Source organism: Streptomyces sp. R818 (assembly GCF_056172735.1).
Genome location: NZ_JAOCNE010000004.1, coordinates 317,526 through 341,793, shown reverse-complemented (window position 1 = coordinate 341,793; position 24,268 = coordinate 317,526). Strand labels below are relative to the sequence as shown.

Sequence of the window (24,268 nt, the reverse complement as noted above, 5' to 3'; positions counted from 1 at the left end):
CCCCATGAGCGACATCGACATCCGTGACGACCGCGAACGGGGCCTCCTGTCGGCCCGGCAGGGCGGCGAGACCGTCGGCCGGATCCAGTACTTCGTGCTCGACCACGACGGGCGAGGCGCCCTCGTCGCCGTGCACACCGTCGTCGAGCCCGCCCACGAGGGCAAGGGCATCGCCGGGTCCCTCGCCCGCGAGCTGTACGCGCTGGCCGCCCGCGAGAGCCTGGCGGTCGTGCCGCTGTGCTCGTTCGTCGCGCGGTGGGCCGAGCGGCACCCGGGCGAGGCCCCGGCCGCGCCGGAAGGGCTCGTGGACGCCGCCGAGGAGGCCCTCGCCGCCGACCCGGAGAAGTGGTGAGCCCGGAGTGATGAGCCCGGTCCGGCCCCGTCGGTAGGGTGCCGGGCATGATCCTCGCCCTCCTCCACACCTCACCCGCGCACGTCCCGGTCTTCGACGCCCTGCGCGACGCCGGTCACCCGGGTGTCGTGCTGCGCCACGTCGTACGCGAGGACCTGCTGGTGCGGGCGGGGGAGAGCGGGCCCGAGTCGGTCGCCGACGACGTGCGTTCGGTCCTGGAGGCGGCGGCGCGGGACGGCGCGCACGCCGTGCTGTGCACCTGCTCCAGCATCGGCGCCGTCGCGGAGGGGCTCGCGCCCGTGCTCGGCGGCGTGCCCGTGCTCCGCGTCGACCGGCCGATGGCCGCGCGGGCGGTCGCGGCGGGGCGCCGGATCACCGTCGTCGCCACCGTGCGGAGCACCTTCGGGCCTACCGTCGCCCTCGTCGAGGAGGAGGCGGAGCGCGCCGGGCGCGACGTCGATGTGCGCACGCTGCATGTGGAGGGGGCGTGGGAGCGGTTCCTCGCGGGGGACCGGGACGGCTACCTGGGCCGGATCGCGGCCGCGCTCGACACCGTCACGGACACGGACACGGACGCCGTCGTGCTGGCCCAGGCCTCCATGGCCGACGCCGCCGACCGCGCCCGCACGCCTGGCATCCCCGTCCTCTCCAGCCCCGGGCCCGGGCTCGACGCCGCCGTCCTGGAATGCGCCGCCGCCAATGGGGCTTAGCTTGAGCACAGTTGACGCGCAGCACCGCTTGCATCGAACCGAATGCATCGAGCGAGAGGAACCGGCATGACCGACCAGGACCACGAGGTCGCCATCAGCCCCACCGGCTGGGTCGCGGACCAGGCCCGTACGTACGAGGAGTCGGGCGGTACGAAGGGCACCACCATCCAGGGCGTCCCGTGCCTGCTGCTCGACTACAAGGGGCGCAGGTCGGGGCAGTGGCGGCGGACCGTCCTCATCTACGGGCGGGACGGCGACGACTACCTGATCGTCGCCTCGTACGGCGGCTCCGAGAAGCATCCGCAGTGGTACCTGAACCTGCGCGACGAGCCGGACGTCCGCCTCCGCGTGGAGACCCAGCGCTTCACGGCCCGGGCGGAAACGCTGTCACCCGAGGAAAAGGCACGGGTCTGGCCCTCACTGGTCGCCCTGTTCCCGAACTACGCGGACTACCAGAAAAAGACCTCCAGGGACATCCCGGTCGTACGACTGACCCGCACGAGCGGCTGACACGATCCCGTGCGGGGCGCCTTACGCGACCCCGCCCGGGCCGACGGGGGTCAAGTCCCCGCCGGGCAGGGGACGAGCCCCCGCTCGGGCGGCGGACAACATCCCGCCCTGGGCCCGACGTATAGGACTCCGCCTGGACGGCGGACAAGATGCCGCCCGGGCCCGGCGATTGAAGCCCCGTCTGGGACGGCGGGCAAGATCCCGCTTGGGCCTGACGGAAAGAATTTCGCCTGGACGGCGGACAAGGCCCGCCCGGACAGCGCACAGGCCCCCGCGGCCCCCGCCCGGGCAGCCGACCAGATTCCGTCCGGATGGGCGGTGTCGCCCGTCGGACGCGTGAGTCCGGCGGGCGTGGGCACGCGGGGCGGGAGACAGTGGACAACGACCACCTCCGAACCGATGGAGGCATGCGATGACCCAGCCGTTCCCCGACCCCGTGCCGCCGGGCCCGAGCCCGGTCCCCGGCCCCGATCCGGTGCCGCCGAACCCGACACCCGTACCGGGTCCTGGGCCGGACGTGCCGGATCCGACCCCACCGTCACCGTCGCCGTCGCCCGGCCCGTTCCCGACGCCGCAGCCCCCGCCGGCCCCGCCCGCGCCCGGCCCGGGCCCTGAGCCCGACCCGACGCCGCCGGAACCGGAGCCGTCACCCGTGTGAGGCCCGGCCGGGGCCGCAGTCGGCACCTGGCTCCGGCCGCACCGCAGCCGGCCCCGGCCCCCGCGCGGCGCCGGCACCCGTATGCGGCCCCACCGCAGCCGGAAACCGCACCCGCGCGCAGCCCGACCCGTGACCCCCGGCAGGGGCTACGCGTCGGCCTCCGACCGGTCCCCGCCCCACAGCGTGTGGAACGTGCCCTCCCGGTCCGCCCTGCGGTACGTGTGCGCGCCGAAGTAGTCGCGCTGGCCCTGGGTCAGCGCGGCCGGGAGGCGTTCGGCGCGCAGTGCGTCGTAGTACGCGAGCGCGGCGGCGAAACCGGGGGTCGGCACGCCTTGTGTGGTCGCGGCGACCAGGACGGCGCGCCAGTCGTCCTGGGCCGCCGCGATCTCGTCCGCGAACCCCTTGTCGGAGAGCAGCGAGATGAGGCCGGGCTCGGCCTCGTACGCGGCGGTGATCCGGTCGAGGAAGGCCGCGCGGATGATGCAGCCGCCGCGCCAGATGCGGGCCACCGCACCCGCGTCGATGTCCCACTCGTAACGCTCGCTGCCCGCGGCGATCTCGTGGAAGCCCTGCGTGTACGAGACGATCTTCGAGGCGTACAAGGCCTGTTCGACCTTGTCCGCGAAGGCACCCGCCTCCGACTCGCTCAGCGTCCGAGCCGTCGGACCCGCCAGACCTCGCGACGCGGCGCGCAGGTCCGCGTGGCCGGAGAGCGAGCGGGCGAACACCGCCTCCGCGATGCCGGAGACGGGCACGCCCAGGTCGAGCGCGATCTGCACGGTCCAGCGCCCCGTGCCCTTCTGCTCGGCCTGGTCCTGAACGACGTCCACGAACGGCTTCCCCGTCGCCGCGTCCACGTGGGACAGGACCTCCGCCGTGATCTCGATGAGGTAGGAGTCGAGCCGCCCGGTGTTCCACGTGCGGAAGATGTCGGCGATCTGGGAGGGGGAGTATCCGGCCACGTCGCGCAGCAGCTGGTACGCCTCGCCGATGAGCTGCATGTCGGCGTACTCGATGCCGTTGTGCACCATCTTCACGAAGTGACCCGCGCCGTCCGGGCCGACATGCGTCACGCACGGGGCCCCGTCCTTCGCCCTCGCGGAGATCTTCTCCAGCATCGGGCCCAGGGATTCGTACGACTCGGCGCTGCCGCCGGGCATGATGCTCGGCCCGTGCAGCGCGCCCTCCTCACCGCCCGAGACACCGGTGCCGACGAAGTGGATGCCCTGCTCGCGCAGCTCCTTCTCGCGGCGGCGGGTGTCGGCGAAGTGCGCGTTGCCCCCGTCGACGATCATGTCACCGGGTTCGAGGAGCGGCGCGAACTCCTTGATCACCGCGTCCGTCGGCTCGCCCGCCTTCACCATGACGACGAGGCGCCGCGGCCGTTCGAGCGCGGCCACGAAGTCCTCCGCCGACTCGGTCGGCACGAAGACGCCCTCCTCGCCGAACTCCTCCATCAGCTGGTGGGTACGGGAAGCGGTGCGGTTGTGCAGCGCGACCGCGTATCCGTTCCGCGCGAAGTTGCGGGCGAGATTGCGCCCCATGACAGCGAGCCCGGTGACACCGATCTGGGCTGTAGTGCTCATGCCTGTCGCTCCTGGAGTCGGAAAATGAATGATCTTGTTCAGTTGTCGAACGGTCCGGCGTAGCCTTGCCTTCCGCACTCTCTACGATGCTGGAGCCGCGCGTGCCTCATTTCGACCTGCCGCTCGACGAACTGCGTGCCTACAAGCCCGCGTTGACGGCCCTCGACGACTTCGACGCCTTCTGGGAGAAGACCCTGGCCGAGGCCAGGGAGCACGACCTCGACGCGCGGTTCGCACCGGTCGACACCCCGCTCACGGCGGTCGACATGTTCGACGTTACGTACGCGGGCTTCGGCGGGCATCCCGTGAAGGGCTGGCTGATCCTCCCCGCGGGCACCACCGAGCCGCTCCCGGTGGTCGTCGAGTACATCGGCTACGGCGGCGGCCGGGGCCTGCCCCACACCCACCTCAGGTGGGCCGCCGCCGGGTTCGCGCACTTCGTGATGGACACTCGGGGCCAGGGCAGCGGCGGCACCGTCGGTGACACCCCGGACCCGGTCGGCAGCGATCCCGCCGCCCCCGGGTTCATGACGCGCGGCATCCAGGACCCGTACGCGTACTACTACCGGCGGGTCTACACCGACGCCGTGCGCGCCGTCGAGGCGGCCCGCTCGCATCCGCTGGTGGACGCCGCCCGCACCGCGGTGACCGGCGGCAGCCAGGGCGGCGGCATCACCATCGCCGTCGCCGGGCTCGTCCCGGACCTGAAGGCGGCCGCGCCCGACGTGCCGTTCCTCTGCCACTTCGGACGCGCGGCCACGCTCACGGAGCGCCACCCCTACCGCGAGATCGCCCTCTACCTGAAGGCGCACATCGGCGCGGACGAGCGCGTGTTCCGGACGCTCTCGTACTTCGACGGCATCAACTTCGCGGCCCGCGCCACCGCGCCCGGACTGTTCTCCGCGGCCCTGGAGGACCTGACCTGCCCGCCGTCGACGGTGTTCGCGGCGCACAACCACTGGGCAGGCACGGAGCGCTCCATGGAGGTGTACGCGTTCAACGACCACGAGGGCGGCGGACCCTTCCAGCAAGCCGTGCAACTGCAGTGGCTTCCCGGCCACTTGAGGGGCTGAAAGCGGCCACGGTCAGCTCTGGCGCTCTTGTCACCCCGGAGCGGGAGCGGCTAATTTGCGGCTCCTACCTATGCCTGTGCGGCAGGTGACAGAGGGGGCTTCCATGGCGTTACGCGGCCGGCACCGCCGGTACCAGCCGAGCCGGGTCAACCGGGCGTCGCTCACGGTCACCGTCGGCGGCGCCGGTATGGCGATCCCGCTGATCGGCGCCGGCACCGCGCAGGCCGCGGACCTGGACACCTGGAACAAGGTCGCCGCGTGCGAGTCCAGCGGCAACTGGAGCATCAACACCGGGAACGGCTACTACGGCGGCCTCCAGTTCACCGGCTCGACCTGGGCCGCGTACGGCGGCACGGCCTACGCGGCCCGCGCCGACCTCGCCACCAGGGACCAGCAGGTCGCGATCGCCGAGAAGGTGCTCAAGGGGCAGGGGCCCGGCGCCTGGCCGGTGTGCGGGCAGCGCGCGGGCCTCTCCCGTACGACGGTGACGGAGACGGTGCGGCCGCAGAGCGGGCCCCCGGCGCGCACCGTCAAGGACGTGAAGCCCGAGGTGACCCCGCAGTCCACGGCGGGCCGGGCCGAGATGTACACCGTGATCAGCGGCGACACGCTCTCCGGGATCGCCGACACCCGCCGGGTGCGCGGCGGCTGGTCGCGGCTGTACTCGGCGAACCGTACGACGATCGGCGCCGACCCGGACCTCATCCTGCCCGGCCAGCGGCTCTCGATGCCGGGCGCGTCCGCGAGGACCGCGCCGAGGACCGACAGACCCAGGGCCACGAAGCCCGAGGCCGAGCCCAGGAAGGCGCCGAAGCCCGAGCAGCACCAGAAGGCCCAGCCTAAGAAGACGCAGCCGAAGAAGACCGAGCCCAAGCAGGCGGCGCCCAAGAAGGCCCCGCCCAAGCAGCAGGCCGCGCCGAAGAAGACCGAGGCCGCGCAGCCCGCCACGCACGGTGTCGTCGCCCCGGTGAGCGCCGGCATCGGAACCCCGTACCACGCGGCGGGTTCCTCCTGGTCGAAGGGGTACCACACGGGCGTGGACTTCGCCGTGCCCACCGGCACCTCCGTCAAGGCCGTCGCGGCGGGCCGCGTCGTCTCGGCGGGCTGGGGCGGCAGTTACGGCTACCAGGTGGTGATCCGGCACGCCGACGGCCGCTACAGCCAGTACGCGCACCTCTCGGCGCTCTCCGTGCGGGCCGGGCAGGGCGTGGTCGAGGGCCAGCGCATCGCCCGCTCCGGGTCCACCGGCAACAGCACGGGCCCGCACCTGCACTTCGAGATGCGGACCGGTCCTGGCTTCGGCAGCGACATCGACCCGCTGGCCTACCTGCGGGCCCACGGGGTCAGGATCTGACGTTCCGGTCCGCCGCCGGGTCACCGCTGGACGGCGTCGGCGGTCCCTGCCGTCCCGGCTGTTCCGGCAGGTCCTCGATCCCTGCCGGACTGTCCGGCACCGTGGGCGCGGGCGAGTGCTGGGCGATGACGTGCGCCGCGCCGCTCTCCCGGCCGATGCGCTCGGTCGTCAGCAGGATCAGGCCGCCCGCGGCCACGACACCGCAGCCCAGCGCGAGGACCGTGCCGGTCGTGCCGTGCCGGAACGTCTCTCCGAACAGGGTGAGGCCGACGGCCGCCGCCACCACCGGGTTCACGACCGTCGCGGTCGCCAGCGGCGCCGCGAGGCCAGCGCCCCGGTAGGACGCCTGCGAGAGCAGCATCCCGGCCGTGGCCAGGGCCGCGATCGCGAGAAGGGTCGTGAGCTGCTCGAACGGTTCGCCCGACCAGTCCACGGCCACCGACTTCGTGAACACCGACGCCATGCCGAACGCGCTGCCCGCCGCGACCGCGAGCAGCACCGCGCGCACCACCGGGTGCCGGTGCGCGGCCCGCGCCGACATCATCAGGACCAGGACGCCGCCCGCCGTCGCGAGACCCACCAGGAGGCGCTCGGCCCCGTCGAGCGAGTCCTCGGAAGCCGAACCGGTCAGCGCGAGGAGCCCCGCGAGCCCGACCGTCGCCATGATCGCCCCGCGCCACGCGGTGGCCCCGGCCCGGCGCCGGACGAACAGGGCCGCCATCGGCAGCGCCAGCACGATCGTCAGCGCGCCGAGCGGCTGCACCAGGCTCAGCGGACCGAAGGCGAGGGCGATGACGTGCAGCAGCGCGCCCGTGCCGTTCAGGGCGCCCGCGCCCCACCAGGCGGGCCTGCGCAGCGGCGCGTACGCCGACTCGGGCGACGTCTGGGCGACCCGCTCCTGCACGATCGCGCCGCCCGCGTAGGCGACCGCCGAGACCAGGGAGAGCAGCACGGCCAGCGCGAGGGCACTCATCTGGTGCCCCCTGCGGTGCGATGCGGCGCGCGGTCGGTTCTCATACCCTCCACGATCTCTCGCCGCCGCCCTTCTGTCGTCCGACCTGAGCACGCATTGGGTCCTACTGCCGATGGAGTACGCCGCCTCCTGAGTCATCCCCAGGAGGGGTGCTACCGGGCCCCCGGAGCGCCCCGGCCCGTTCGCACTCTTCCGCGCGGGCCGTCCATGGGTGACCATGAGATCGACAGCGAGCGAGACCGGCCTCAGAGCCTGTGCACGTGCCTGTGCGAGTGTTTGTGCAAGGACGACCGGAGACGGGGGCCCGCGTGCGAGTGGGACTGCTCAGCAGGGAGTATCCGCCGGACGTCTACGGCGGCGCTGGAGTCCACGTCGAGTTCCTCGCGAGGGAGCTGCGACCGCTCGTCGATCTCGACGTGCACACCTGGGGCGAGGGCTCGGGCGACGGAGTGCGCCGCCATCGCGCCTGGCCCGCGCTCGACGGCGCCAACGACGCGCTGCGCACCCTCTCCGTGGACCTCTCCATGGCCGCCGCCCTCGAAGGCCGCGAGCTGGTCCACTCGCACACCTGGTACACCAACCTCGCGGGCCATCTGGCCGCCCTGCACCTGGGCATCCCGCACGTGATGACCGCGCACTCCCTGGAGCCGCTGCGCCCCTGGAAGGCCGAGCAGCTCGGCGGCGGCTACGCCCTGTCGGCCTGGGCCGAACGCACGGCGATCGAGGCGGCGGACGGCGTCATCGCGGTGTCCCGGGCGATGCGCGACGACATCCTCGCCTGCTACCCGGCGCTCGAACCCAAGCGGGTCCGCGTCGTGCACAACGGCATCGACGTGTCGCTGTACCACGCCGATCCCGGCACCGACGTGCTGACCCGCTACGGCATCGATCCGAGCCGCCCCTACGTCGTCTTCGTCGGCCGCATCACGCGGCAGAAGGGCGTGCCCCATCTGCTGCGCGCGGCCCGGGAGTTCACGCCCGACGCGCAGCTCGTCCTCTGCGCCGGAGCCCCGGACACACCCGAGATCGGGCGGGAGTTCCGCGAGCTGGTCGACGAGCTGAAGCGGACCCGTGACGGCGTGCACTGGATCCCGTCCATGCTGCCGCGCGCCGAGGTCGTCCAACTCCTCACGCACGCCGCCGTGTTCGTCTGCCCCTCGGTGTACGAGCCGCTCGGCATCGTCAACCTGGAGGCGATGGCCTGCGGCACCGCGGTCGTCGCGTCCCGGGTCGGCGGCATCCCGGAGGTCGTCGCGGACGGCGTGAACGGTCTCCTCGTGCCGTACGCGGAGGCCGACCCGGAGGCGTTCGAGGCGGGCCTCGCGCGCGCCGTGAACGAGGTGGTCGGCGACCCGGGCGCGGCGCGCCGCATGGGCGAGGCGGGCCACGAGCGGGCGGCGGCGGAGTTCGGCTGGGCCGCGATCGCCCGCCGCACGGTCGAGGTGTACGGGGAGATCCTGGGCGGCGCCTGAACCATCACAACCGGCGCCCGAGACGCCACAACCCTGAGACGCCACAACATGGAGGGGGCGGTCATGCGCGGTGGTCCTTCGGTGCTCGGCATCGTACTGGCGGGAGGGGAGGGGAAGCGGCTGATGCCGCTGACCGCGGACCGGGCGAAGCCCGCGGTCGTCTTCGGCGGCACGTACCGGCTCGTCGACTTCGCCCTGTCGAACCTGGTCAACGGCGACATCCTGCGGATCTGCGTCCTGACGCAGTACAAGTCGCACTCGCTCGACCGGCACGTCACCACGACCTGGCGGATGTCGAGCCTGCTCGGCAACTATGTCACCCCGGTCCCGGCCCAGCAGCGCCTCGGGCCGCGCTGGTACTCGGGCAGCGCCGACGCGATCCTGCAGTCCCTCAACCTCGTCCACGACGAACAGCCCGACTTCATCGCGGTGTTCGGCGCGGACCACGTGTACCGGATGGACCCGCGCCAGATGCTCACGCAGCACATCGAGTCGGGCGCGGGCGTCACGGTGGCGGGGATCAGGGTGCCGCGCGCGCAGGCCCCGTCGTTCGGCGTCATCACACCCGCCCGCGACAGCACACGTGTCGAGGCGTTCCTGGAGAAGCCGACGAACCCGCCCGCGCTGCCGGGCAGCGCGAACGAGGTGTTCGCCTCCATGGGCAACTACCTCTTCACCACGAAGACCCTCGTCGACGCGCTTTTACAGGACGCCGAGGACGAGGACTCCGCGCACGACATGGGCGGTTCGATCCTGCCGATGCTCACCGAGCGCGGCGTCGCCCAGGTCTACGACTTCGACGCCAACCACGTGCCCGGCGAGACCGAGCGCGATCACGGCTACTGGCGCGACGTCGGCACCCTCGACACGTATTACGAGGCCCACATGGACCTGATCTCGGACGAGCCGATGTTCAACCTCGACAACCGGCGCTGGCCGATCTACACCCACCCGGGCCAGCTGCCGCCCGCGAAGTTCTGCGCGGCGGGCATCGCGAGCGAGTCGATCGTCAGCCCCGGCTGCGTCATCCGCGGCCAGGTCACCGGCTCGGTCCTGTCACCCGGGGTGACGGTCGAGGACGGCGCGGTCGTCCAGAGCTCGGTCCTCCACGACAACGTGCGGATAGGCCGCGGCGCCGTCGTGCGCGGCGCCGTCCTCGACAAGAACGTGGAGGTCCCGGCCGGCGCGACGATCGGCGTCAACCCGCAGCGGGACGCGGAGCTGTACACCGTCTCGAAGAACGGCGTGATCGCCCTCGGCAAGGGCCAGGCCGTGCACTGAAGCCGGAAGCCGCGAGCGGCCGGGGGAGCGGACGCTCGCGGCTCACGGGACCGTCACAGCACCCGGCGCCGCCGTCCCAGCCACGTCTGCGCGATCACCACGACCGCCAGGAACGCCCCGCTGACCACCTGCTGATAGGCGGAGTCGAGCGAACCGATCTGGTTGATCACGTTTTGGATGACCTTCAGGAGGAGGACGCCCACCAGCGAACCGCTGATGAAACCGAAGCCGCCCGTCAGCAGGGTGCCGCCGATGACGACCGCCGAGATCGCCTCCAGCTCCATGCCGGAGCCGAGGATGGTCACGCCCGACACCAGCCAGGCCGCGTTCAGCGCGCCGGCCAGGCCCGCGCAGAGACCGGAGAGCGTGTAGACGCCGATCTTCGTGCGGGCCACAGGGGCGCCCATCAGGGCCGCCGCGTCCTCGTTGCCGCCGACCGCGTACACGTACTGTCCGAACCGGGTCCGGCGGAGCACCACCGCGCCGAGCACGAACAGGACGAGCGTGATCCAGGCCGGCAGGCCGACCCCGAACAGCTTCTCCTGGCCGAGCGAGGCGAAGACGGTCGACTTGTCGACGAGGTACGTCTCCGAGCCCTCGTCGGTGATGGCGAGGAGGATGCCGCGCGCGCCGAGCATCGCCGCGAGGGTGACGATGAAGGGGGCGAGGCGGGACCGGGCGATCAACAGGCCGTTGACCAGGCCGATCAGACCGCACACCGCCAGCGGGAGCAGCAGCGCCACGATCGTCCCGTACTGCGAACCCCACGCGGCGAGCACACCGCCGAGGGCGAACAGCGAACCGACCGACAGGTCGATGCCGCCCGTGATGATCACGAAGGTCATGCCGAGCGCCACGATCGCGAGGAACGCGGACGACAGCGCCATGTTCTCCAGGTTGTCGCCGGTCAGGAAGGTGTCGAAGGAGAGCGACGCGGCGATCACCGCGATCACCAGGGTGACGAGCGCGCCGTGCTGCTGCGCGAGCGCGCTCAGGCGTTCCGCGCGGGTCGCGCCGAGCGCCTCCTCCTGCGCGGCCTCGGCCGGCTGTGCGGCGTCGACTTTGGTCATCGTCATCGCTTCCCCCGTTCCCTGGCCGCGTAGACGGCGAGCACGATCACCACGGCCTGGGCGATCTGCGTCCACGACGGCGGCAGGTCGTGCTTGATGAGCGTGGCCGTCAGGAGCTGGATGAGGACGGCGCCCGCGACGGTGCCGCCGATGCGGACCCGGCCGCCGGTGAGTGGCGTGCCGCCGACCACGACCGCGGTGATCGCCGAGAGTTCCATCAGGTTGCCGAGCGAGGTCGGGTCGCTCGCGGTGAGACGGGCGGTGGCCAGGACACCGGCCGTCGCGGCGAGCACGCCCGACACGACGTAGACGAGGATCAGGACCCGGCGCACCGGAAGCCCCGCGAGCTTCGCCGCCGGGCGGCTGTCGCCGATCGCGAGGAGCTGGCGGCCGAACGTCGTGCGCCGCACCACGAAGGCGACGAGCAGTGCGAGCGCCGCCGCGATCAGCACCAGGTACGGGATGCCGAGCACGTCACCGGTGCCGAGCGAGCGCAGGCCCGGGTCGCGGACGTCCTTGAGCTGCGGCAGCAGCACGAGCGCGAGACCGCGGCCCGCGACCATCAGCGCCAGCGTGGCGACGATGGGCTGTACGCCGATGAACGAGATCAGCGCGCCGTTCGCGACGCCGACGAGGGCGCCGCCGATCAGCGCGGCGATCAGCGCGATCCAGACCCCGTAGCCGAGGTAGAGGGAGATGAGGGAAGTGGCGAGCGCCATCACCGAGCCGACCGACAGGTCGACGCCCTCGGTGCCGATCGCGAGGGCCATGCCGAGCGCCACGATGAGGACCGGGGCGACCTGCACGGCCTGCGTGCGGAAGTTCTCCGCCGACAGGAAGTGCGGGGTGAAGGCGATGTTGGCGAGGAGCAGAACGGCCACGCCGACGTAGACGCCGTACTCCTGGAGCAGGCGCATCAGCCGGGCGCGGTCGACGCCCGCCCTGCCGAGGGACAGGTCAGTCAACGCTCGGCCCCCCAGCGGGTGTCGCGGCGATGGCACGCATCAGTCGGTCCTCCGTGACGCCGTCACCGGTCAGCTCCGCGACCACCGCGCCGTCCTTCAGGACGACGACCCGGTCCGAGCCCTCGATCAGCTCCTCCGTGTCGGAGGAGATCAGCAGGACGGCGAGGCCGTCGTCGGCCAGTTCGTCGATGAGTTTCTGCACCTCGGCCTTGGCGCCGACATCGATGCCACGCGTCGGCTCGTCGAGGAGCAGCACCTTCGGGTTCATCGCGAGCCAGCGGGCGAGCAGCACCTTCTGCTGGTTCCCGCCGGACAGCTCGCCGACCTTCTGGTGCGGGCCCGCCGACTTGATCCGCAGGCGCTTGACGAAGGTGTCGACGATGCGGTCGATGCGGCCCTCGTCGACGAGGCCGAAGCGGGACAGCGTCGGCAGCGCGGCGAGCGCGATGTTCTCGCGCACCGACAGGCCGGGCACGATCCCCTCGGCCTTGCGGTCCTCGGGCAGCAGGCTGATGCCCGCACGGATCGCGGCGGGCGTGGAGCCGGTCCGCACCTGCGTGCCCGCCACCGTGACCTTGCCGCTGTCCGGGGGCAGTGCGCCCGCGATCGCCTTCGCGGTCTCGCTGCGCCCGGAGCCGAGGAGCCCGCCGAGCCCGACGACCTCCCCGGGACGCAGGTCGAGCGAGACGCCGTGCAACTGGTGCTGGATGGTCAACTCCTCCGCGCGCAGCACCGGTTCGGCCGCCGCGTCGTGCTCGCCGGAGAACTTCGTCAGGCCCTCGTCCTGCACGTCGCCGATGTCGCGGCCCAGCATGAGCGAGACGAGGCGGAGCCGGTCCAGGTCGGCGAGTTTTCCGGTGTGCACGAGCTTGCCGTCGCGGAGCACGGTGACGGCGTCGCAGACCGCGTACAGCTCGTCGAGGCGGTGGCTGACGTAGACGACGGCGATGCCGCGCTCGCGCAGCATGCGGATCACGCCGAAGAGGGTCTGCACCTCGCGCGGTTCGAGCGACGACGTCGGCTCGTCCATGATGACGACCTTCGCGTCGACCGAGACCGCGCGGGCCAGCGCCACCATCTGCTGGGCGCCGATGCCGAGTTCACGCAGCGGGCGCTGCACGTCGACCCGTACGCCCAGCTCGTGCAGGGCGTCGTCGGCCTCGCGGTGCATGCGCCGGAAGTCGATCAGGCCCAGCCTGTTGCGCGGCTCGCGGCCCATGAACAGGTTGCGGGCCACGCTCATCAGGGGGACGAGGTTGACCTCCTGGTAAATGGTGGAGATCCCCGCGTGCTGCGCTTCGAGCGGCGTCGAGAAACTGACCTCGCGGCCGTCGTAGGTCAGGGACGAGCCGTCGGAGTCGGCGGCCGGGTCGGGCTGGTACACGCCGGTCAGGACCTTGATGAGCGTGGACTTGCCCGCCCCGTTCTCCCCGATGAGGGCGTGCACCTCCCCGGCGCGCGCGGTGAAGTCGACACCGTCGAGCGCGCGCACGCCGGGGAACGTCTTGCTAAGATTCTTTGCCGAGAGCATCTCAGAACGCCTTGTCGAGGTCCGTCTTGGCGTTGGCCTCGGTGTACGCGCTGTCCTTGATGACGATGTCCTGGCCGACCTTGTCGCCCTTGGTGAAGGAGTCCAGGGTCTGGAAGGCGAGCGGGCCGAAGCGCGGGTTGGACTCGACGACGCCGGAGATCCAGCCGTCGACGATGCCCTGGACCGCGTTGCGCGTGCCGTCGACCGTGACGATCTTGACGGCGCCCGCCTTCTTGCCGGCGCTCTTGAGCGCGTTGACGGCGCCCAGGCCCATCTCGTCGTTCTCGGCGTAGATGCCGCTGATGTCGGGCTTGGACTGGATGAGCTGCTCGGTGACCTGCTGGCCCTTCTCCCGGGCGAACTCACCGGTCTGCTTGAAGACGATCTTCAGATCCGGGGCCTTCGCCTTGATCTGGTCCTCGAAGCCCTTGGTGCGCTCGGTCGTCACGTTGTTGCCCGCGGCGCCGAGCAGGATCGCCACCGTCCCCTTGCCGCCGGTCGCCTCGATCATCTGGTCCGCGGCGCGCTTGCCCTGCTCCACGAAGTCCGAGCCGATGAAGGACACGTAGTCCTTGCAGGCCGTGGCGTTGATCTTGCGGTCGACGGTGACGATCGGGATGTGCTTGGCGCCCGCCGCGCGCAGCACGGGCTCCCAGCCGTCGGAGTTGAGCGGCGCGATGACCAACAGGTCCGCGCCCTTCGCTATGAGGTCCTGCACGTCGCTGATCTGCTTGGAGAACTGCGACTGGGCGTTGGCCGTGAGCAGCTTGATGCCGCGCTTCTCCGCCTCGGCCTTGATCGAGGCGGTCTCCGCGATACGGAACGGGTTGGCCTCCTTCTCGGACTGCGAGAAGCCGACCGTGGCGCCCTTGAGGTCGAGCTTCTTGCCGCCGTACGCCGAGACGTCGCAGGTCTTGCCGTCCCCCGAGGAGGCCACCTCCTGCCCGGCGTTCTCGTTCTGCGCGCTCGAACTGCTCGTGGCGGAACCCGCGTCGTCGTCCTCGGACTTGGCGCAGCCGGTGGCGAGCGCCACGCTCGCGACGAGGCCGGCGGCGAGCAGGGCCCGGGAGGAGGTGCGGCGAATGCGTGCGGTCTGCGTCATGTGATGGTCCCCAAAACGGCACGGCCCGGCGCGTCAACGCGCGGACGGGGTAGGAGTGTTCGACCGGTGGAACGGCGGTACAGGGGAGGTTTTTACATCGTTAAAAAGGTGCTGTCTAGGCCTCGCGCAACGACTCGTGCCCCGACCTGCACCCTCACGCGCCGCCGTGGTGCCCGGAACGATCAACGGCGGCCGAGGGTGCTTTCCCGCTCTATCAGCCGGTATGCGGCGGCGAGTTCACGCCCCGAGCGCTCCTCCGGATGCTCCAGGCGGCTCAGCAGCGACTGCACCGCGAGGCGCGCGATGGACTGCTTGTCCGGCGAGATCGTGGTCAGCGTGACGGCCCCGAAGCGGCCCTCCGCGATGTCGTCGAACCCGACCACCGCCACGTCCCACGGCACCCTGAGGCCCCGCTCGTGCAGGACGCGCATCGCGCCGATCGCGACCAGGTCGTTGTAGGCGAAGACGGCATCAGGACGCACCCCCGAGTCCAGCATCCGCGCCATCGCCTCGGCACCGTCGCCCCGGTCCCAGCCGCCCGTTGCCCCCACCTGCGCGTCCGGCGCAGGGAGCCCCGCCTCGGTCAACTCCGCGCGCCAGCCCGCCAGTCGCAGATGCGCCGGCTGGTTGGCCGAATCGATGCGCTCGCCGAGGTACGCGATGCGGGTGCGGCCCCGGCTGATCAGATGCCGTACCGCGGTGCGGGCCGCCGCCACGTTGTCGATGGCGATGTGGTCGTAGGGCAGGTCGTACACGCGCTCGCCGAGCAGCACGAGCGGCACGTCGTCGTCCCGGCCGCGCAGATCCTCCGCCTCCAGTTCCAGCGGGCTCAGGATCAGACCGTCGATCACCCGCGCCCGGAACCCCTGGCTGACGAGAACCTCCTGCTCACGGTCGCCCCGCGTGTGGTCGAGCAGCACCGTGACGTCGTGCTCGGCGGCGGCGTCGATCACGGCGCCCGCGAGCTCCGCGAAGTACGGGTTGCCCAGCTCGGGCACGGCGAGCGCGATGATCCCCGTACGGCCTTTGCGCAGGTTGCGGGCGGTGAGATTGGGCCGGTAGCCGAGTTCGTCGATGGCGGACTGGACGCGGGCCCGCATCGCCGGTGTGACGTGCTGGTAGTTGTTCACCACGTTCGAGACGGTCTTGATCGAGACGCCCGCGCGCTCCGCGACATCCTTGAGGCTCACCCGCACGGAATCTCCTTCGGCTTCGGCGCACCCGCTCACCGGGTGCGCGTGTCATGCCCCTGGACAGCACACCGGAATGCGTGCTGTCATGCCAACTGCCGTTCCTTCCAACGTTGTACAGACGAGTTGTACCGACTGGAACGGCGAGCCGCCACCCTTCCTCGACGTGTTCCACCGGACGCGTCCCGCACTGGAGGAACGTTGCGCACCAGAACCCTCAGACGACAGGGCCGCCATCTGGCTCCGCTGCTCACCGCGGCGCTCGGTCTCACCGCACTCACCGTGGCACCGTCCGCCACGGCCGCGGACGAACCGGCCGTGCCGCACGGGCTCAAAGGCGAGTACTACACCCAATCCGCGCCCGGAGCCTTCGACTTCCACGAGTTGAAGGCCACCGGTTTCGACCCGCAGCTCGACTTCGGCAGCCTGGAGTCCCGGCTCCAGTCCGCGACCGGTCGCAATGACGACGTGAACGCCCGCTGGACCGGAAAGCTGGTGCCGGAGAAGACCGGCCTGACAACGTTTTCCATCAGCGGCGACAACGGCTTCCGTCTCTGGGTCGACGACAAGCTCGTCATCGACCACTGGGTCGACGACTGGGACAAGGAGCAGACCTCCCAGGCCGTCCAGCTGACCGCCGGGCAGGCGGTGAACTTCAAGGTCGAGTACTTCGAGCATTACGGCGGGTCCAACCTGCACGTGCGCTGGACCGAGCCGGGCGGGCAGAAGGAGGCGATTCCCTCCTCCGCCTTCCGCATCCCGGACGACTGGGCGTACGACGGCGCCATCGGCACCACCGTGCTCGGCGACGGCCGCACCCTCAAGCTCGACTTCGCGCAGAAGCTCGGCGCCGTGCCGAGTGAGGTGAACGACCACCTCACCGCGGTGATCGGCGGCGCGAAGTGGCCGCTCAAGAGCATCAAGGCGGACAGGAAGAACCCGCGCACGCTGCTCGTGAACCTCACGGAGCCCGTCGTCGGCAACAAGGACGGGGACGCGCCCGGCCTCGCCGACGTCACCTACGACGGCAAGGGCGGTCTGACGGGCAGCGACGGCAAGGCCGTCGGCCAGTTCTGGTCCAGCGGCCCGAACCACTCCACGTACCAGCTCTCCACGAAGTGGGGCGACGACGTCACCCCGAAGAACGCCCACCGCGAGTACCCGCGGCCCCAGCTCACCCGCTCGGACTGGCAGAACCTGAACGGGACCTGGGAGTTCGCCGGAGCCAAGGACGGCGACCCCGTCCCGACCGGCAAGAAGCTCGGCGAGAAGATCCTCGTGCCCTACCCGGTCGAGTCCCAGCTCTCCGGGATCGAGCGCCACGAGGACCGCATGTGGTACCGCCGCACCTTCACGGTCCCCAAGGACTGGAAGGTCGGCAAGGACCAGCGGCTCCAGCTGAACTTCGGCGCCGTGGACTGGAAGTCCGAGGTCTACGTCAACGGCAAGAAGGTCGCGGACCACAAGGGCGGCTACGACAAGTTCAGCGCCGACATCACCGACGCGCTGAAGCCGGGCCGCACCCAGGAGCTGATCGTCGGCGTCTACGACCCGACCGACGCCGCGAACGGCGAGAACCCGCCGCTCGGCAAGCAGCGCCTGGACCCGTCCGGCATCTGGTACACCCCGTCGTCCGGCATCTGGCAGACGGTGTGGATGGAGCCGGTCGCCAAGGACAGCGTCACCGACCTGAAGCTGACCCCGGACGTCAAGACCAGCAGCCTCGCCGTCGAGACGACCGGCGTGAAGGCCGGCCTCCCGGTCAAGGCCACCGCCTACGAGGGCAAGCGCAAGGTCGGCACCGTCACCGGTGTCTCCGGCAAGACGCTCACCCTGAAGCTGAACAAGCCGCACCTGTGGACCCCGGACGACCCGTTCCTCTACGACCTCAAGGTGAGCGTCGGCAAGGACCGTGTCGGCAGCTACTTCGGGATGCGCTCCATCGCCGTCGAGAACGTGAACGGCACCCCGCGCACCGTCCTCAACGGCAAGCCGACCTTCATGATGGCCACCCTCGACCAGGGCTTCTGGCCGGACGGCCTGCACACCGCGCCCAGTGACGAGGCCCTGGCCTACGACCTGAAGATGCACAAGCAGATGGGCTTCAACTCCGTCCGCAAGCACATCAAGGTCGAGCCCGACCGCTGGTTCTACTGGGCCGACAAGCTCGGCCTCCTGGTCTGGCAGGACATGCCGGCGATGACGGCCGGGGTGAACCCCTCGACGGCCGCCCGCGCCGAGTTCGAGCGTGAGATGAAGATCATGATCGACCAGCACGCCAACCACCCGTCGGTCATCATGTGGGTCACCCTCAACGAGGGCTGGGGCCAGTACGACGAGGCGCGCCTCGCCGACCAGGCCAAGGCGTGGGACCCGACCCGCCTCATCAACTCGATGTCCGGCATCAACCTCGGCCGCGACGGCGGCACCGGCGACATCCTCGACGAGCACGGCTACCCGAGCCCGGCGCTGCCCCCGAACCCGGACGGCAAGCGCGCCCTGGTCGCGGGCGAGTACGGCGGCCTCGGCCTCGCCGTGCCCGGACACGCCTGGTCGGTCCAGCAGTCCTACGTCGACGTGGACCCGGCGACGTACACGGACGACTACCTCACCAAGCTCGACGAGGTGCACGCCCTGGCCTGCAAGGGCGGCAACGGCGCCGTCTACACGCAGATCTCCGACGTGGAGGGTGAGCTGAACGGGCTCATCACCTACGACCGCAGGGTCGTGAAGCCGGACGTGAAGCGCGTGCACGACGCGCAGGTGAAGCTCATCAAGGACGCCTCGCAGGCGACCGTGCAGAACTGCGCCTGATCCCTGAGGTGCTTCGGGGCGGGTCCGGCGACGGCCGGGCCCGCCCCCTCCCCATGGCTCCAACCACCCCCGTGAGGAGCACGAAGATGACCGTGACACGACGTGGCGTACTGCAGGGCGGCGGCGTGGCGGCGGCGACGGTGTTCGGACTCCCGGCCGCCGGAACCGCGACCGCCGGCACGACCGCGAGCCCGGCTGCCCGTACGACCGTGGCGCCCGACGCCTTCACCCGCCTCCCCGTCGGCAGCATCACCGCCCGCGGCTGGCTCGCCGAACAGCTCAGACTCCAGCTCGCAGGGCTCTGCGGCCGCTACGAGGACAAGTCCCACTTCCTGGACATGGACACCAGCGGCTGGGTCCACCCCGAACTCGGCGGCTGGGAGGAACTCCCGTACTGGCTGCGCGGATACGTGCCCCTCGCCATCGCGACCCGGGACGCCTCCGCGCTCGCCACCGCCGAGCGCTGGATCGACGCCATCCTCGCCACCCAGGAGCCGGACGGCTTCTTCGGCCCGCGCGCCCTGCGCACCTCGCTCAACGGCGGCCCCGACTTCTGGCCGTTCCTGCCCCTGCTCATGGCGCTGCGCACGTACGAGGAGTACACGCACGACGCCCGGATCGTGCCGTTCCTGACCCGCTTCCTGCGCTATATGGAGGCGCAGGGCAAGGGCGCCTACGACTCCAGCTGGGTCTCCGTGCGCTGGGGCGACGGCATCGACACCGCGCGCTGGCTGTACGACCGCACGGGTGAGGCGTTCCTCGCGAGCCTCGTCGAGAAGATGCACCGCTACGGCGCCGACTGGACGGGCCCGCTGCCCAGCCCGCACAACGTGAACATCGCCCAGGGCTTCCGCGAACCCGCCCAGTACGCGCAGTGGGCGACGAGCGGCGCCGACGACCTGGTGCGGGCCACGTACCGCACGTACGAGCAAGTGCTGTCTCAGTACGGGCAGTTCGCGGGCGGCGGCATCGCGGGCGACGAGAACTGCCGGCCCGGCTTCGGTGATCCCCGGCAGGGGTTCGAGACCTGCGGCATCGTCGAGTTCATGGCCAGCCACGAACTCCTCACCCGGCTCACCGGCGACCCCGTGTGGGCCGACCGCTGCGAGGACCTCGCCTTCAACATGCTGCCCGCGTCGCTCGACCCGCAGGGCAAAGGCATCCACTACGTCACCAGCGCCAACAGCGTCGACCTCGACAACGCCCGCAAGACGGACGGGCAGTTCCAGAACGGCTTCGCCATGCAGTCCTTTCAGCCGGGCGTCGACCAGTACCGGTGCTGCCCGCACAACTACGGCATGGGCTGGCCCTACTTCACCGAGGAGCTGTGGCTCGCCACGCCTGACGGGGGACTGGCCGCCGCTCTGTACTCCGCGTGCGAGGTGCGGGCGGAGGCGGGCGCGGACGCCGTCCCCGTGACCATCACGGAGGAGACGGACTACCCGTTCGACGAGACGATCACACTGACCGTCCGCGCGGACCGGCCCGTCGACTTCCCGCTGCGGCTGCGCGTGCCGGGCTGGTGCGAGAAGCCGCGGCTCGCCGTCAACGGCCGCACTGTGAAAGCGAGTTCCGGCCCGTCCTTCACCGAGATCCGGCGCACCTGGCGCACCGGCGACCGCGTCACCCTGCGCCTGCCGCAGCGCACCACCCTGCGCACGTGGTCCCGGAACCACGACAGCGTAAGCGTCGACCACGGCCCGCTCACTTACTCCCTGAAGATCACCGAGAAGTACGTGCGCACCGGGGGCGACGACACCTTCCCCGAGTACGACGTGCACGCCGCCTCGGCCTGGAACTACGGCCTCGTGCCGGGCAGCATGCCCACCCTGCGCCGCAGGCCGGGGCCGCTGCCGGCCAACCCGTTCACGCTCGACGCCGCGCCCGTCACCCTCGCCACGCAGGCCCGCCGCCTGCCCGAGTGGATCGCGGACGACGAGCACGTGGTCGCGCCGCTGCAGCCGAGCCCGGCCTGCAGCCGGGCGGCCGTGGAGACGGTGACGCTCGTGCCGATGGGCGCGGCGCGGCTGCGCATCACGTCCTTCCCCACGGCCGCCCCGAACGGACGGCCCTGGACGCCCGAGGCCCCGTACCGGCGCATCCAGAACAAGCACAGCGGCAAGGTCCTCGCCGTCGACTCCATGTCCACGGACAATGACGCGCGCGTCGTCCAGTTCGACAACTCGGGAACCGGTGACCACGCGTGGCAGCTGCTCGACGCGGGCGGCGGCACGCTCCGTATCCGCAACGGCCAGAGCGGCAAGTACCTGTCCGTCAAGGGCAGCTCCACCGCCGACAGCGCCTGGGCCGTCCAGTACGAGGACGACGGGCGCCCCGACCTGCTGTGGACCCGGATCGACCAGGGGGACGGCTGGTTCCTGCTCCGCAACGAGCACAGCGGCAAGGTGCTCGGCGTCGACGGGATGTCCACGGCCGACAGCGCCCAAGTGGTGCAGTTCGCCGACAACGGGACGGACGACCATCTGTGGCGGCTGACGTCTTGACGGACCCCCGGGACGCACGAAGAATGAGCGCGCCCGTTGACAACGTTGTCGAAAGGCTGAGGATGACAACCCGCACGACAGTCCGCAGAGCTGCCCGCCTGGCGGTGGGCGCGCTCGGAGCCGCCGTCCTGCTCGGCACGGGGCTCGGCGCGCCGATGGCGCAGGCCGCGCCGTCCGCCGACTCCGGCCGCCTCACGGACCTGGTCAACCCGTTCATCGGCACCGAGAACGAGGGCAACACCTATCCCGGTGCCGCCGTCCCGTTCGGCATGGTCCAGTTCTCCCCGGACACGGGGCACAACACCGGCTACGACTACTCCGAGAACCACATCCGCGGCTTCTCCACCGTCCACATCTCCGGCGTCGGCTGCGGCCTCGGCGGCGACCTGCCCGTGCTGCCGACGACCGGTGACATCACGAGCACGGACTACGCGAAGTACGCCGCCGAGTTCAGCCACGACGACGAGACGGCCTCGCCCGGCTACTACAAGGTCGGCCTGAAGACCGGTATCGGCGCCGAGCTGAGCGCCACGCGGCGCACCGGCGTCCAGCGCTACACCTTCCCGGCCACGAACAAGGCCAACGTCCTGATCAACGCGGGCCAGTCGCTGCACAAGTCGGTGCGCACCAAGGTCGAGATCCTCGACAGCCGCACCGTGCGCACCGCCATCACGGGCAGCGGCTTCTGCCAGGACACCAAGCCGTACACGGTCTACACGATCACCAAGTTCGACCGCCCCTTCACCACGTCCGGCACGTGGAAGGGCGACACCGTCACCGCGGGCTCCAAGTCCTCCGCCGCGGACGCCGAGCGCAACGGCGCCTACGTGCGGTTCGACACCAGCAAGGACCGCACGGTCGAGGCGACCACCGCCATCTCCTACGTGGACGCGAAGGGCGCGGCCCTCAACCTCCGCGCCGAGGGCGGCCGTTCCTTCGACAAGGTGCATCGCGCCGCGACCGCCGCGTGGGAGGACCGGCTCGGCGAGGTGCGGGCGAAGGGCGGCAGCGAGACCCTGCGCCGCACCTTCTACTCCTCGCTGTACCGCTCGTTCCTCGCGCCGAACGTCGGCAGCGACGTGGACGGCCGGTACACGGGCTGGGACCAGAAGACCCACCGCGCGAAGGGCTACACCTACTACCAGAACTGGTCGCTCTGGGACACGTACCGCACCCAGGCCCAGCTCCTGTCGCTGCTCGCGCCGCGCGAGTCCCGTGACATGGCGCTGTCGGTCATCCAGATCGACAAGGACAGCGGCTGGCTGCCCAAGTGGGGCTACGGCACGGTCGAGACCAACATCATGACCGGTGACCCGGTCACCCCGTTCCTCACCAACGCCTACCAGCAGGGCCTGCTCAAGGGGCACGAGGAGGACGCGTACCGCGCGCTGAAGAAGAACGCCGACGGCGTGCCGCCGGCCGACTCCGCGCCCGTGGGCCGCGAGGCCAACAAGGAGTACCTCGCCGACGGCTTCGCCCCGTACATCAAGGGCCGCGCGCACGTGAAGCCCGGTGACTCCGACTACGACCACGGGGCCTCGGCCACCCTGGAGTACGCCCTGTCCGACGCCATGCTCGGGCAGATGGCGAAGGATCTGGGCCACAAGGCCGACGCGAAGCGGTACGCCGAGCGGGCGCAGAACTACCGGAAGATCTTCGATGCCTCGACGGGCTTCTTCCGGGCCCGCGACGCCTCGGGCGCCTTCACCGGGCCCGCCGACCCCGCGCAGAGCGAGGGCTTTCACGAGGGCACGTCCTGGCAGTACCAGTGGCTCGTGCCGCAGGACCTGCCCGGCATGGTCGGTCTGATCGGCGGCACCGACGCGGCGAACAAGCGCCTCGACTCCTTCTTCGCCTACGACCAGCTCGTCGCCGACCCGGCGAAGACCGCCCGCGAGGTGTGGGTCAACGGGCCGTACGACTACTACAACGCCGACAAGTACAACCCGCAGAACGAGCCCGACCTCATCGCCCCGTACACCTACCTCTCCACCGGGCAGCCGTGGAAGACCACCGACGTGGTGCACGCCGCGCTGACCCTGTTCACCGACGGCCCGACCGGCATGACCGGCAACGACGACCTCGGCACCATGTCCGCCTGGAACGTCCTGTCGTCCATCGGCATCTTCCCGGTCCAGCCCGGCACGGACACGTGGGGCCTGTCGACGCCGGTCTTCGAGCGGGTCGACCTCACCCTCGACCGCCGCTACTACCCGAAGGGCAAGCTGACGGTACGGGCGCCGGGCACGTCCGGCACCGACCGGTACATCCAGTCGGCGCGGGCGAACGGGTCCGCGTACGGCAAGACGTACCTGACCACCGAGGACCTGCGAGGCCTGCGCGATCTGTCGTTCACGGTGGGCAGCGCGCCCTCGGCGTGGGGGACCGGTGCGGATGCGGCGCCGCCCGCGCTGAAGTGACGTACTAGACACGCACCAGAAGTCACAGGAGACCCGCCTTTCCCGGGAAGTTCACGGAGAGGCGGGTCTTAACCTGTTGTTAACTGTGCGTGCCTAGATCGTACTTGACCGTAATCGACCGAGCGCGCTTGACTGCGGCGTCCCCGTCGTCGACGCGAGAGCACTCCATGACTGCCACAGGACCGGACCTGCTCGCCCCTCTCGACCTTGCCTTCTGGAACATCGAGACCTCCGCACACCCCATGCACCTCGGCGCGCTGGGCGTCTTCGAGGCCGACGGCCCCGGCGCCGCCCGGCACGCCTGCGAACTGCTCGCCGCGCGCGCCGCCGGAGTGCCGGGCCTGCGCATCCGGATAGCCGGGGTGCTCGTGCCCGTGGGCGGTGCGGCGCGGGTGCCCGTCGCGGCGTTCGACCCGCTGGACCATGTGCGGATCGCGGAGCCGGTCGCCGACTTCCACGCCGCCGCGGGCGCGCTCATGGAGCGGCCGCTCGACCGGGCACGGCCTCCGTGGGAGGCGCACGTGCTGCCGTCGGCGGACGGGGCGTCGTTCGCCGTCCTCTTCAAGTTCCACCACGCCCTCGCCGACGGGCTCCGCGCGCTGACGCTCGCCGCCGCCGTCATGGACCCCATGGACCTGCCCGCCGCGCGGACGCCGCAGGAGGCGCCCGCGCCCCGGCGCGGCCTGCGCCTGCCGTTCCCCGG

General features: G+C 71.1%; 18 protein-coding genes. 11 read left to right on the top strand and 7 right to left on the bottom strand.

The annotated features are described in order from the left end of the window. The first annotated feature begins 4 nt into the window (after positions 1-4). From N5I75_RS14505 to N5I75_RS14495, 3 genes are all read left to right on the top strand, one after another. Positions 5-352 carry a GNAT family N-acetyltransferase gene (locus tag N5I75_RS14505; protein WP_476677566.1) on the top strand — a complete coding sequence of 116 codons (348 nt, stop codon included), beginning with the start codon at positions 5-7 and terminating at the stop codon, positions 350-352. A 47-nt stretch (positions 353-399) separates the two neighbouring features. Continuing rightward, the gene (locus tag N5I75_RS14500; RefSeq protein ID WP_476677564.1) at positions 400-1,062 is read left to right on the top strand and encodes an aspartate/glutamate racemase family protein; all 663 of its coding nucleotides are present in this window, start codon (positions 400-402) and stop codon (positions 1,060-1,062) included. A gap of 66 nt (positions 1,063-1,128) precedes the next feature. Then, positions 1,129-1,572 carry a nitroreductase family deazaflavin-dependent oxidoreductase gene (locus N5I75_RS14495; RefSeq protein WP_476677563.1) on the top strand — a complete coding sequence of 148 codons (444 nt, stop codon included), beginning with the start codon at positions 1,129-1,131 and terminating at the stop codon, positions 1,570-1,572. Between the two features lie 804 nt (positions 1,573-2,376). On the opposite strand, the gene gndA is transcribed toward N5I75_RS14495, so the two are convergent. Continuing rightward, a complete protein-coding gene (gndA, locus tag N5I75_RS14490; RefSeq protein ID WP_476677561.1) occupies positions 2,377-3,816 on the bottom strand; it encodes an NADP-dependent phosphogluconate dehydrogenase in 1,440 nt (479 codons plus the stop codon). 101 nt (positions 3,817-3,917) lie between these two features. Between gndA and N5I75_RS14485 the strand changes: the two genes are divergently transcribed. Beyond that, the gene (locus tag N5I75_RS14485; RefSeq protein WP_476677559.1) at positions 3,918-4,889 is read left to right on the top strand and encodes an acetylxylan esterase; all 972 of its coding nucleotides are present in this window, start codon (positions 3,918-3,920) and stop codon (positions 4,887-4,889) included. Between the two features lie 103 nt (positions 4,890-4,992). Then, positions 4,993-6,243 carry a transglycosylase family protein gene (locus N5I75_RS14480; protein WP_476677557.1) on the top strand — a complete coding sequence of 417 codons (1,251 nt, stop codon included), beginning with the start codon at positions 4,993-4,995 and terminating at the stop codon, positions 6,241-6,243. Here N5I75_RS14480 and N5I75_RS14475 read toward each other — a convergent pair. Continuing rightward, positions 6,233-7,216, bottom strand: coding sequence for a DMT family transporter (locus N5I75_RS14475; protein ID WP_476677555.1), 984 nt, complete (start codon positions 7,214-7,216; stop codon positions 6,233-6,235). The genes N5I75_RS14480 and N5I75_RS14475 overlap by 11 nt on opposite strands. A 314-nt stretch (positions 7,217-7,530) precedes the next feature. Here N5I75_RS14475 and glgA point away from each other — a divergent pair, with 314 nt between their 5' ends. Together glgA and glgC are read left to right on the top strand one after the other, a co-directional pair. Beyond that, positions 7,531-8,688, top strand: coding sequence for a glycogen synthase (gene glgA, locus N5I75_RS14470; RefSeq protein ID WP_476677907.1), 1,158 nt, complete (start codon positions 7,531-7,533; stop codon positions 8,686-8,688). A 63-nt stretch (positions 8,689-8,751) separates the two neighbouring features. Continuing rightward, positions 8,752-9,969, top strand: coding sequence for a glucose-1-phosphate adenylyltransferase (glgC, locus tag N5I75_RS14465; protein ID WP_476677554.1), 1,218 nt, complete (start codon positions 8,752-8,754; stop codon positions 9,967-9,969). Positions 9,970-10,022: 53 nt separating this feature from the next. Here glgC and N5I75_RS14460 read toward each other — a convergent pair whose 3' ends face one another. The 5 genes from N5I75_RS14460 to N5I75_RS14440 form a co-directional block, all read right to left on the bottom strand. Continuing rightward, positions 10,023-11,045, bottom strand: a complete 1,023-nt coding sequence (locus N5I75_RS14460) for an ABC transporter permease (protein ID WP_476677553.1) — start codon at positions 11,043-11,045, stop codon at positions 10,023-10,025. Continuing rightward, positions 11,042-11,956, bottom strand: a complete 915-nt coding sequence (locus tag N5I75_RS14455) for an ABC transporter permease (RefSeq protein ID WP_476677905.1) — start codon at positions 11,954-11,956, stop codon at positions 11,042-11,044. The genes N5I75_RS14460 and N5I75_RS14455 overlap by 4 nt, the downstream gene beginning before the upstream one ends. A gap of 40 nt (positions 11,957-11,996) precedes the next feature. After that, positions 11,997-13,535: a sugar ABC transporter ATP-binding protein gene (locus N5I75_RS14450; RefSeq protein WP_476677551.1), complete on the bottom strand. Its 1,539-nt coding sequence runs from the start codon at positions 13,533-13,535 to the stop codon at positions 11,997-11,999. A 1-nt stretch (position 13,536) separates the two neighbouring features. Continuing rightward, positions 13,537-14,637 carry an ABC transporter substrate-binding protein gene (locus tag N5I75_RS14445; RefSeq protein ID WP_476677549.1) on the bottom strand — a complete coding sequence of 367 codons (1,101 nt, stop codon included), beginning with the start codon at positions 14,635-14,637 and terminating at the stop codon, positions 13,537-13,539. 182 nt (positions 14,638-14,819) lie between these two features. Continuing rightward, positions 14,820-15,833 carry a LacI family DNA-binding transcriptional regulator gene (locus N5I75_RS14440; protein WP_476677548.1) on the bottom strand — a complete coding sequence of 338 codons (1,014 nt, stop codon included), beginning with the start codon at positions 15,831-15,833 and terminating at the stop codon, positions 14,820-14,822. Positions 15,834-16,028: 195 nt separating this feature from the next. On the opposite strand from N5I75_RS14440, the gene N5I75_RS14435 reads away from it, so the two are divergent. The 4 genes from N5I75_RS14435 to N5I75_RS14420 form a co-directional block, all read left to right on the top strand. Then, complete coding sequence (locus N5I75_RS14435) at positions 16,029-18,641, top strand: PA14 domain-containing protein (protein ID WP_476677546.1); 2,613 nt, start codon at positions 16,029-16,031, stop codon at positions 18,639-18,641. Positions 18,642-18,727: 86 nt separating this feature from the next. Further along, entirely contained in the window at positions 18,728-21,145 is a 2,418-nt protein-coding gene (locus tag N5I75_RS14430) for an RICIN domain-containing protein (RefSeq protein WP_476677544.1), read from the top strand. A gap of 62 nt (positions 21,146-21,207) precedes the next feature. Then, complete coding sequence (locus N5I75_RS14425) at positions 21,208-23,565, top strand: GH92 family glycosyl hydrolase (protein WP_476677542.1); 2,358 nt, start codon at positions 21,208-21,210, stop codon at positions 23,563-23,565. Between the two features lie 167 nt (positions 23,566-23,732). After that, the coding region (locus tag N5I75_RS14420) for a wax ester/triacylglycerol synthase domain-containing protein (protein ID WP_476677540.1) at positions 23,733-24,268 on the top strand (536 nt) is incomplete at its 3' end.

What these genes read in the sequence shown, in the direction of transcription:
- N5I75_RS14480 (WP_476677557.1), top strand. Translation starts at nt 4,993, where the DNA reads ATGGCGTTACGCGGCCGGCACCGCCGGTACCAGCCGAGCCGGGTCAAC.
- gndA (WP_476677561.1), bottom strand. Translation starts at nt 3,816, where the DNA reads ATGAGCACTACAGCCCAGATCGGTGTCACCGGGCTCGCTGTCATGGGG.
- N5I75_RS14430 (WP_476677544.1), top strand. Translation starts at nt 18,728, where the DNA reads ATGACCGTGACACGACGTGGCGTACTGCAGGGCGGCGGCGTGGCGGCG.
- N5I75_RS14495 (WP_476677563.1), top strand. Translation starts at nt 1,129, where the DNA reads ATGACCGACCAGGACCACGAGGTCGCCATCAGCCCCACCGGCTGGGTC.
- N5I75_RS14505 (WP_476677566.1), top strand. Translation starts at nt 5, where the DNA reads ATGAGCGACATCGACATCCGTGACGACCGCGAACGGGGCCTCCTGTCG.
- N5I75_RS14460 (WP_476677553.1), bottom strand. Translation starts at nt 11,045, where the DNA reads ATGACGATGACCAAAGTCGACGCCGCACAGCCGGCCGAGGCCGCGCAG.
- N5I75_RS14425 (WP_476677542.1), top strand. Translation starts at nt 21,208, where the DNA reads ATGACAACCCGCACGACAGTCCGCAGAGCTGCCCGCCTGGCGGTGGGC.
- glgC (WP_476677554.1), top strand. Translation starts at nt 8,752, where the DNA reads ATGCGCGGTGGTCCTTCGGTGCTCGGCATCGTACTGGCGGGAGGGGAG.
- N5I75_RS14450 (WP_476677551.1), bottom strand. Translation starts at nt 13,535, where the DNA reads ATGCTCTCGGCAAAGAATCTTAGCAAGACGTTCCCCGGCGTGCGCGCG.
- N5I75_RS14445 (WP_476677549.1), bottom strand. Translation starts at nt 14,637, where the DNA reads ATGACGCAGACCGCACGCATTCGCCGCACCTCCTCCCGGGCCCTGCTC.
- N5I75_RS14455 (WP_476677905.1), bottom strand. Translation starts at nt 11,956, where the DNA reads ATGCGCCTGCTCCAGGAGTACGGCGTCTACGTCGGCGTGGCCGTTCTG.
- N5I75_RS14500 (WP_476677564.1), top strand. Translation starts at nt 400, where the DNA reads ATGATCCTCGCCCTCCTCCACACCTCACCCGCGCACGTCCCGGTCTTC.
- N5I75_RS14475 (WP_476677555.1), bottom strand. Translation starts at nt 7,216, where the DNA reads ATGAGTGCCCTCGCGCTGGCCGTGCTGCTCTCCCTGGTCTCGGCGGTC.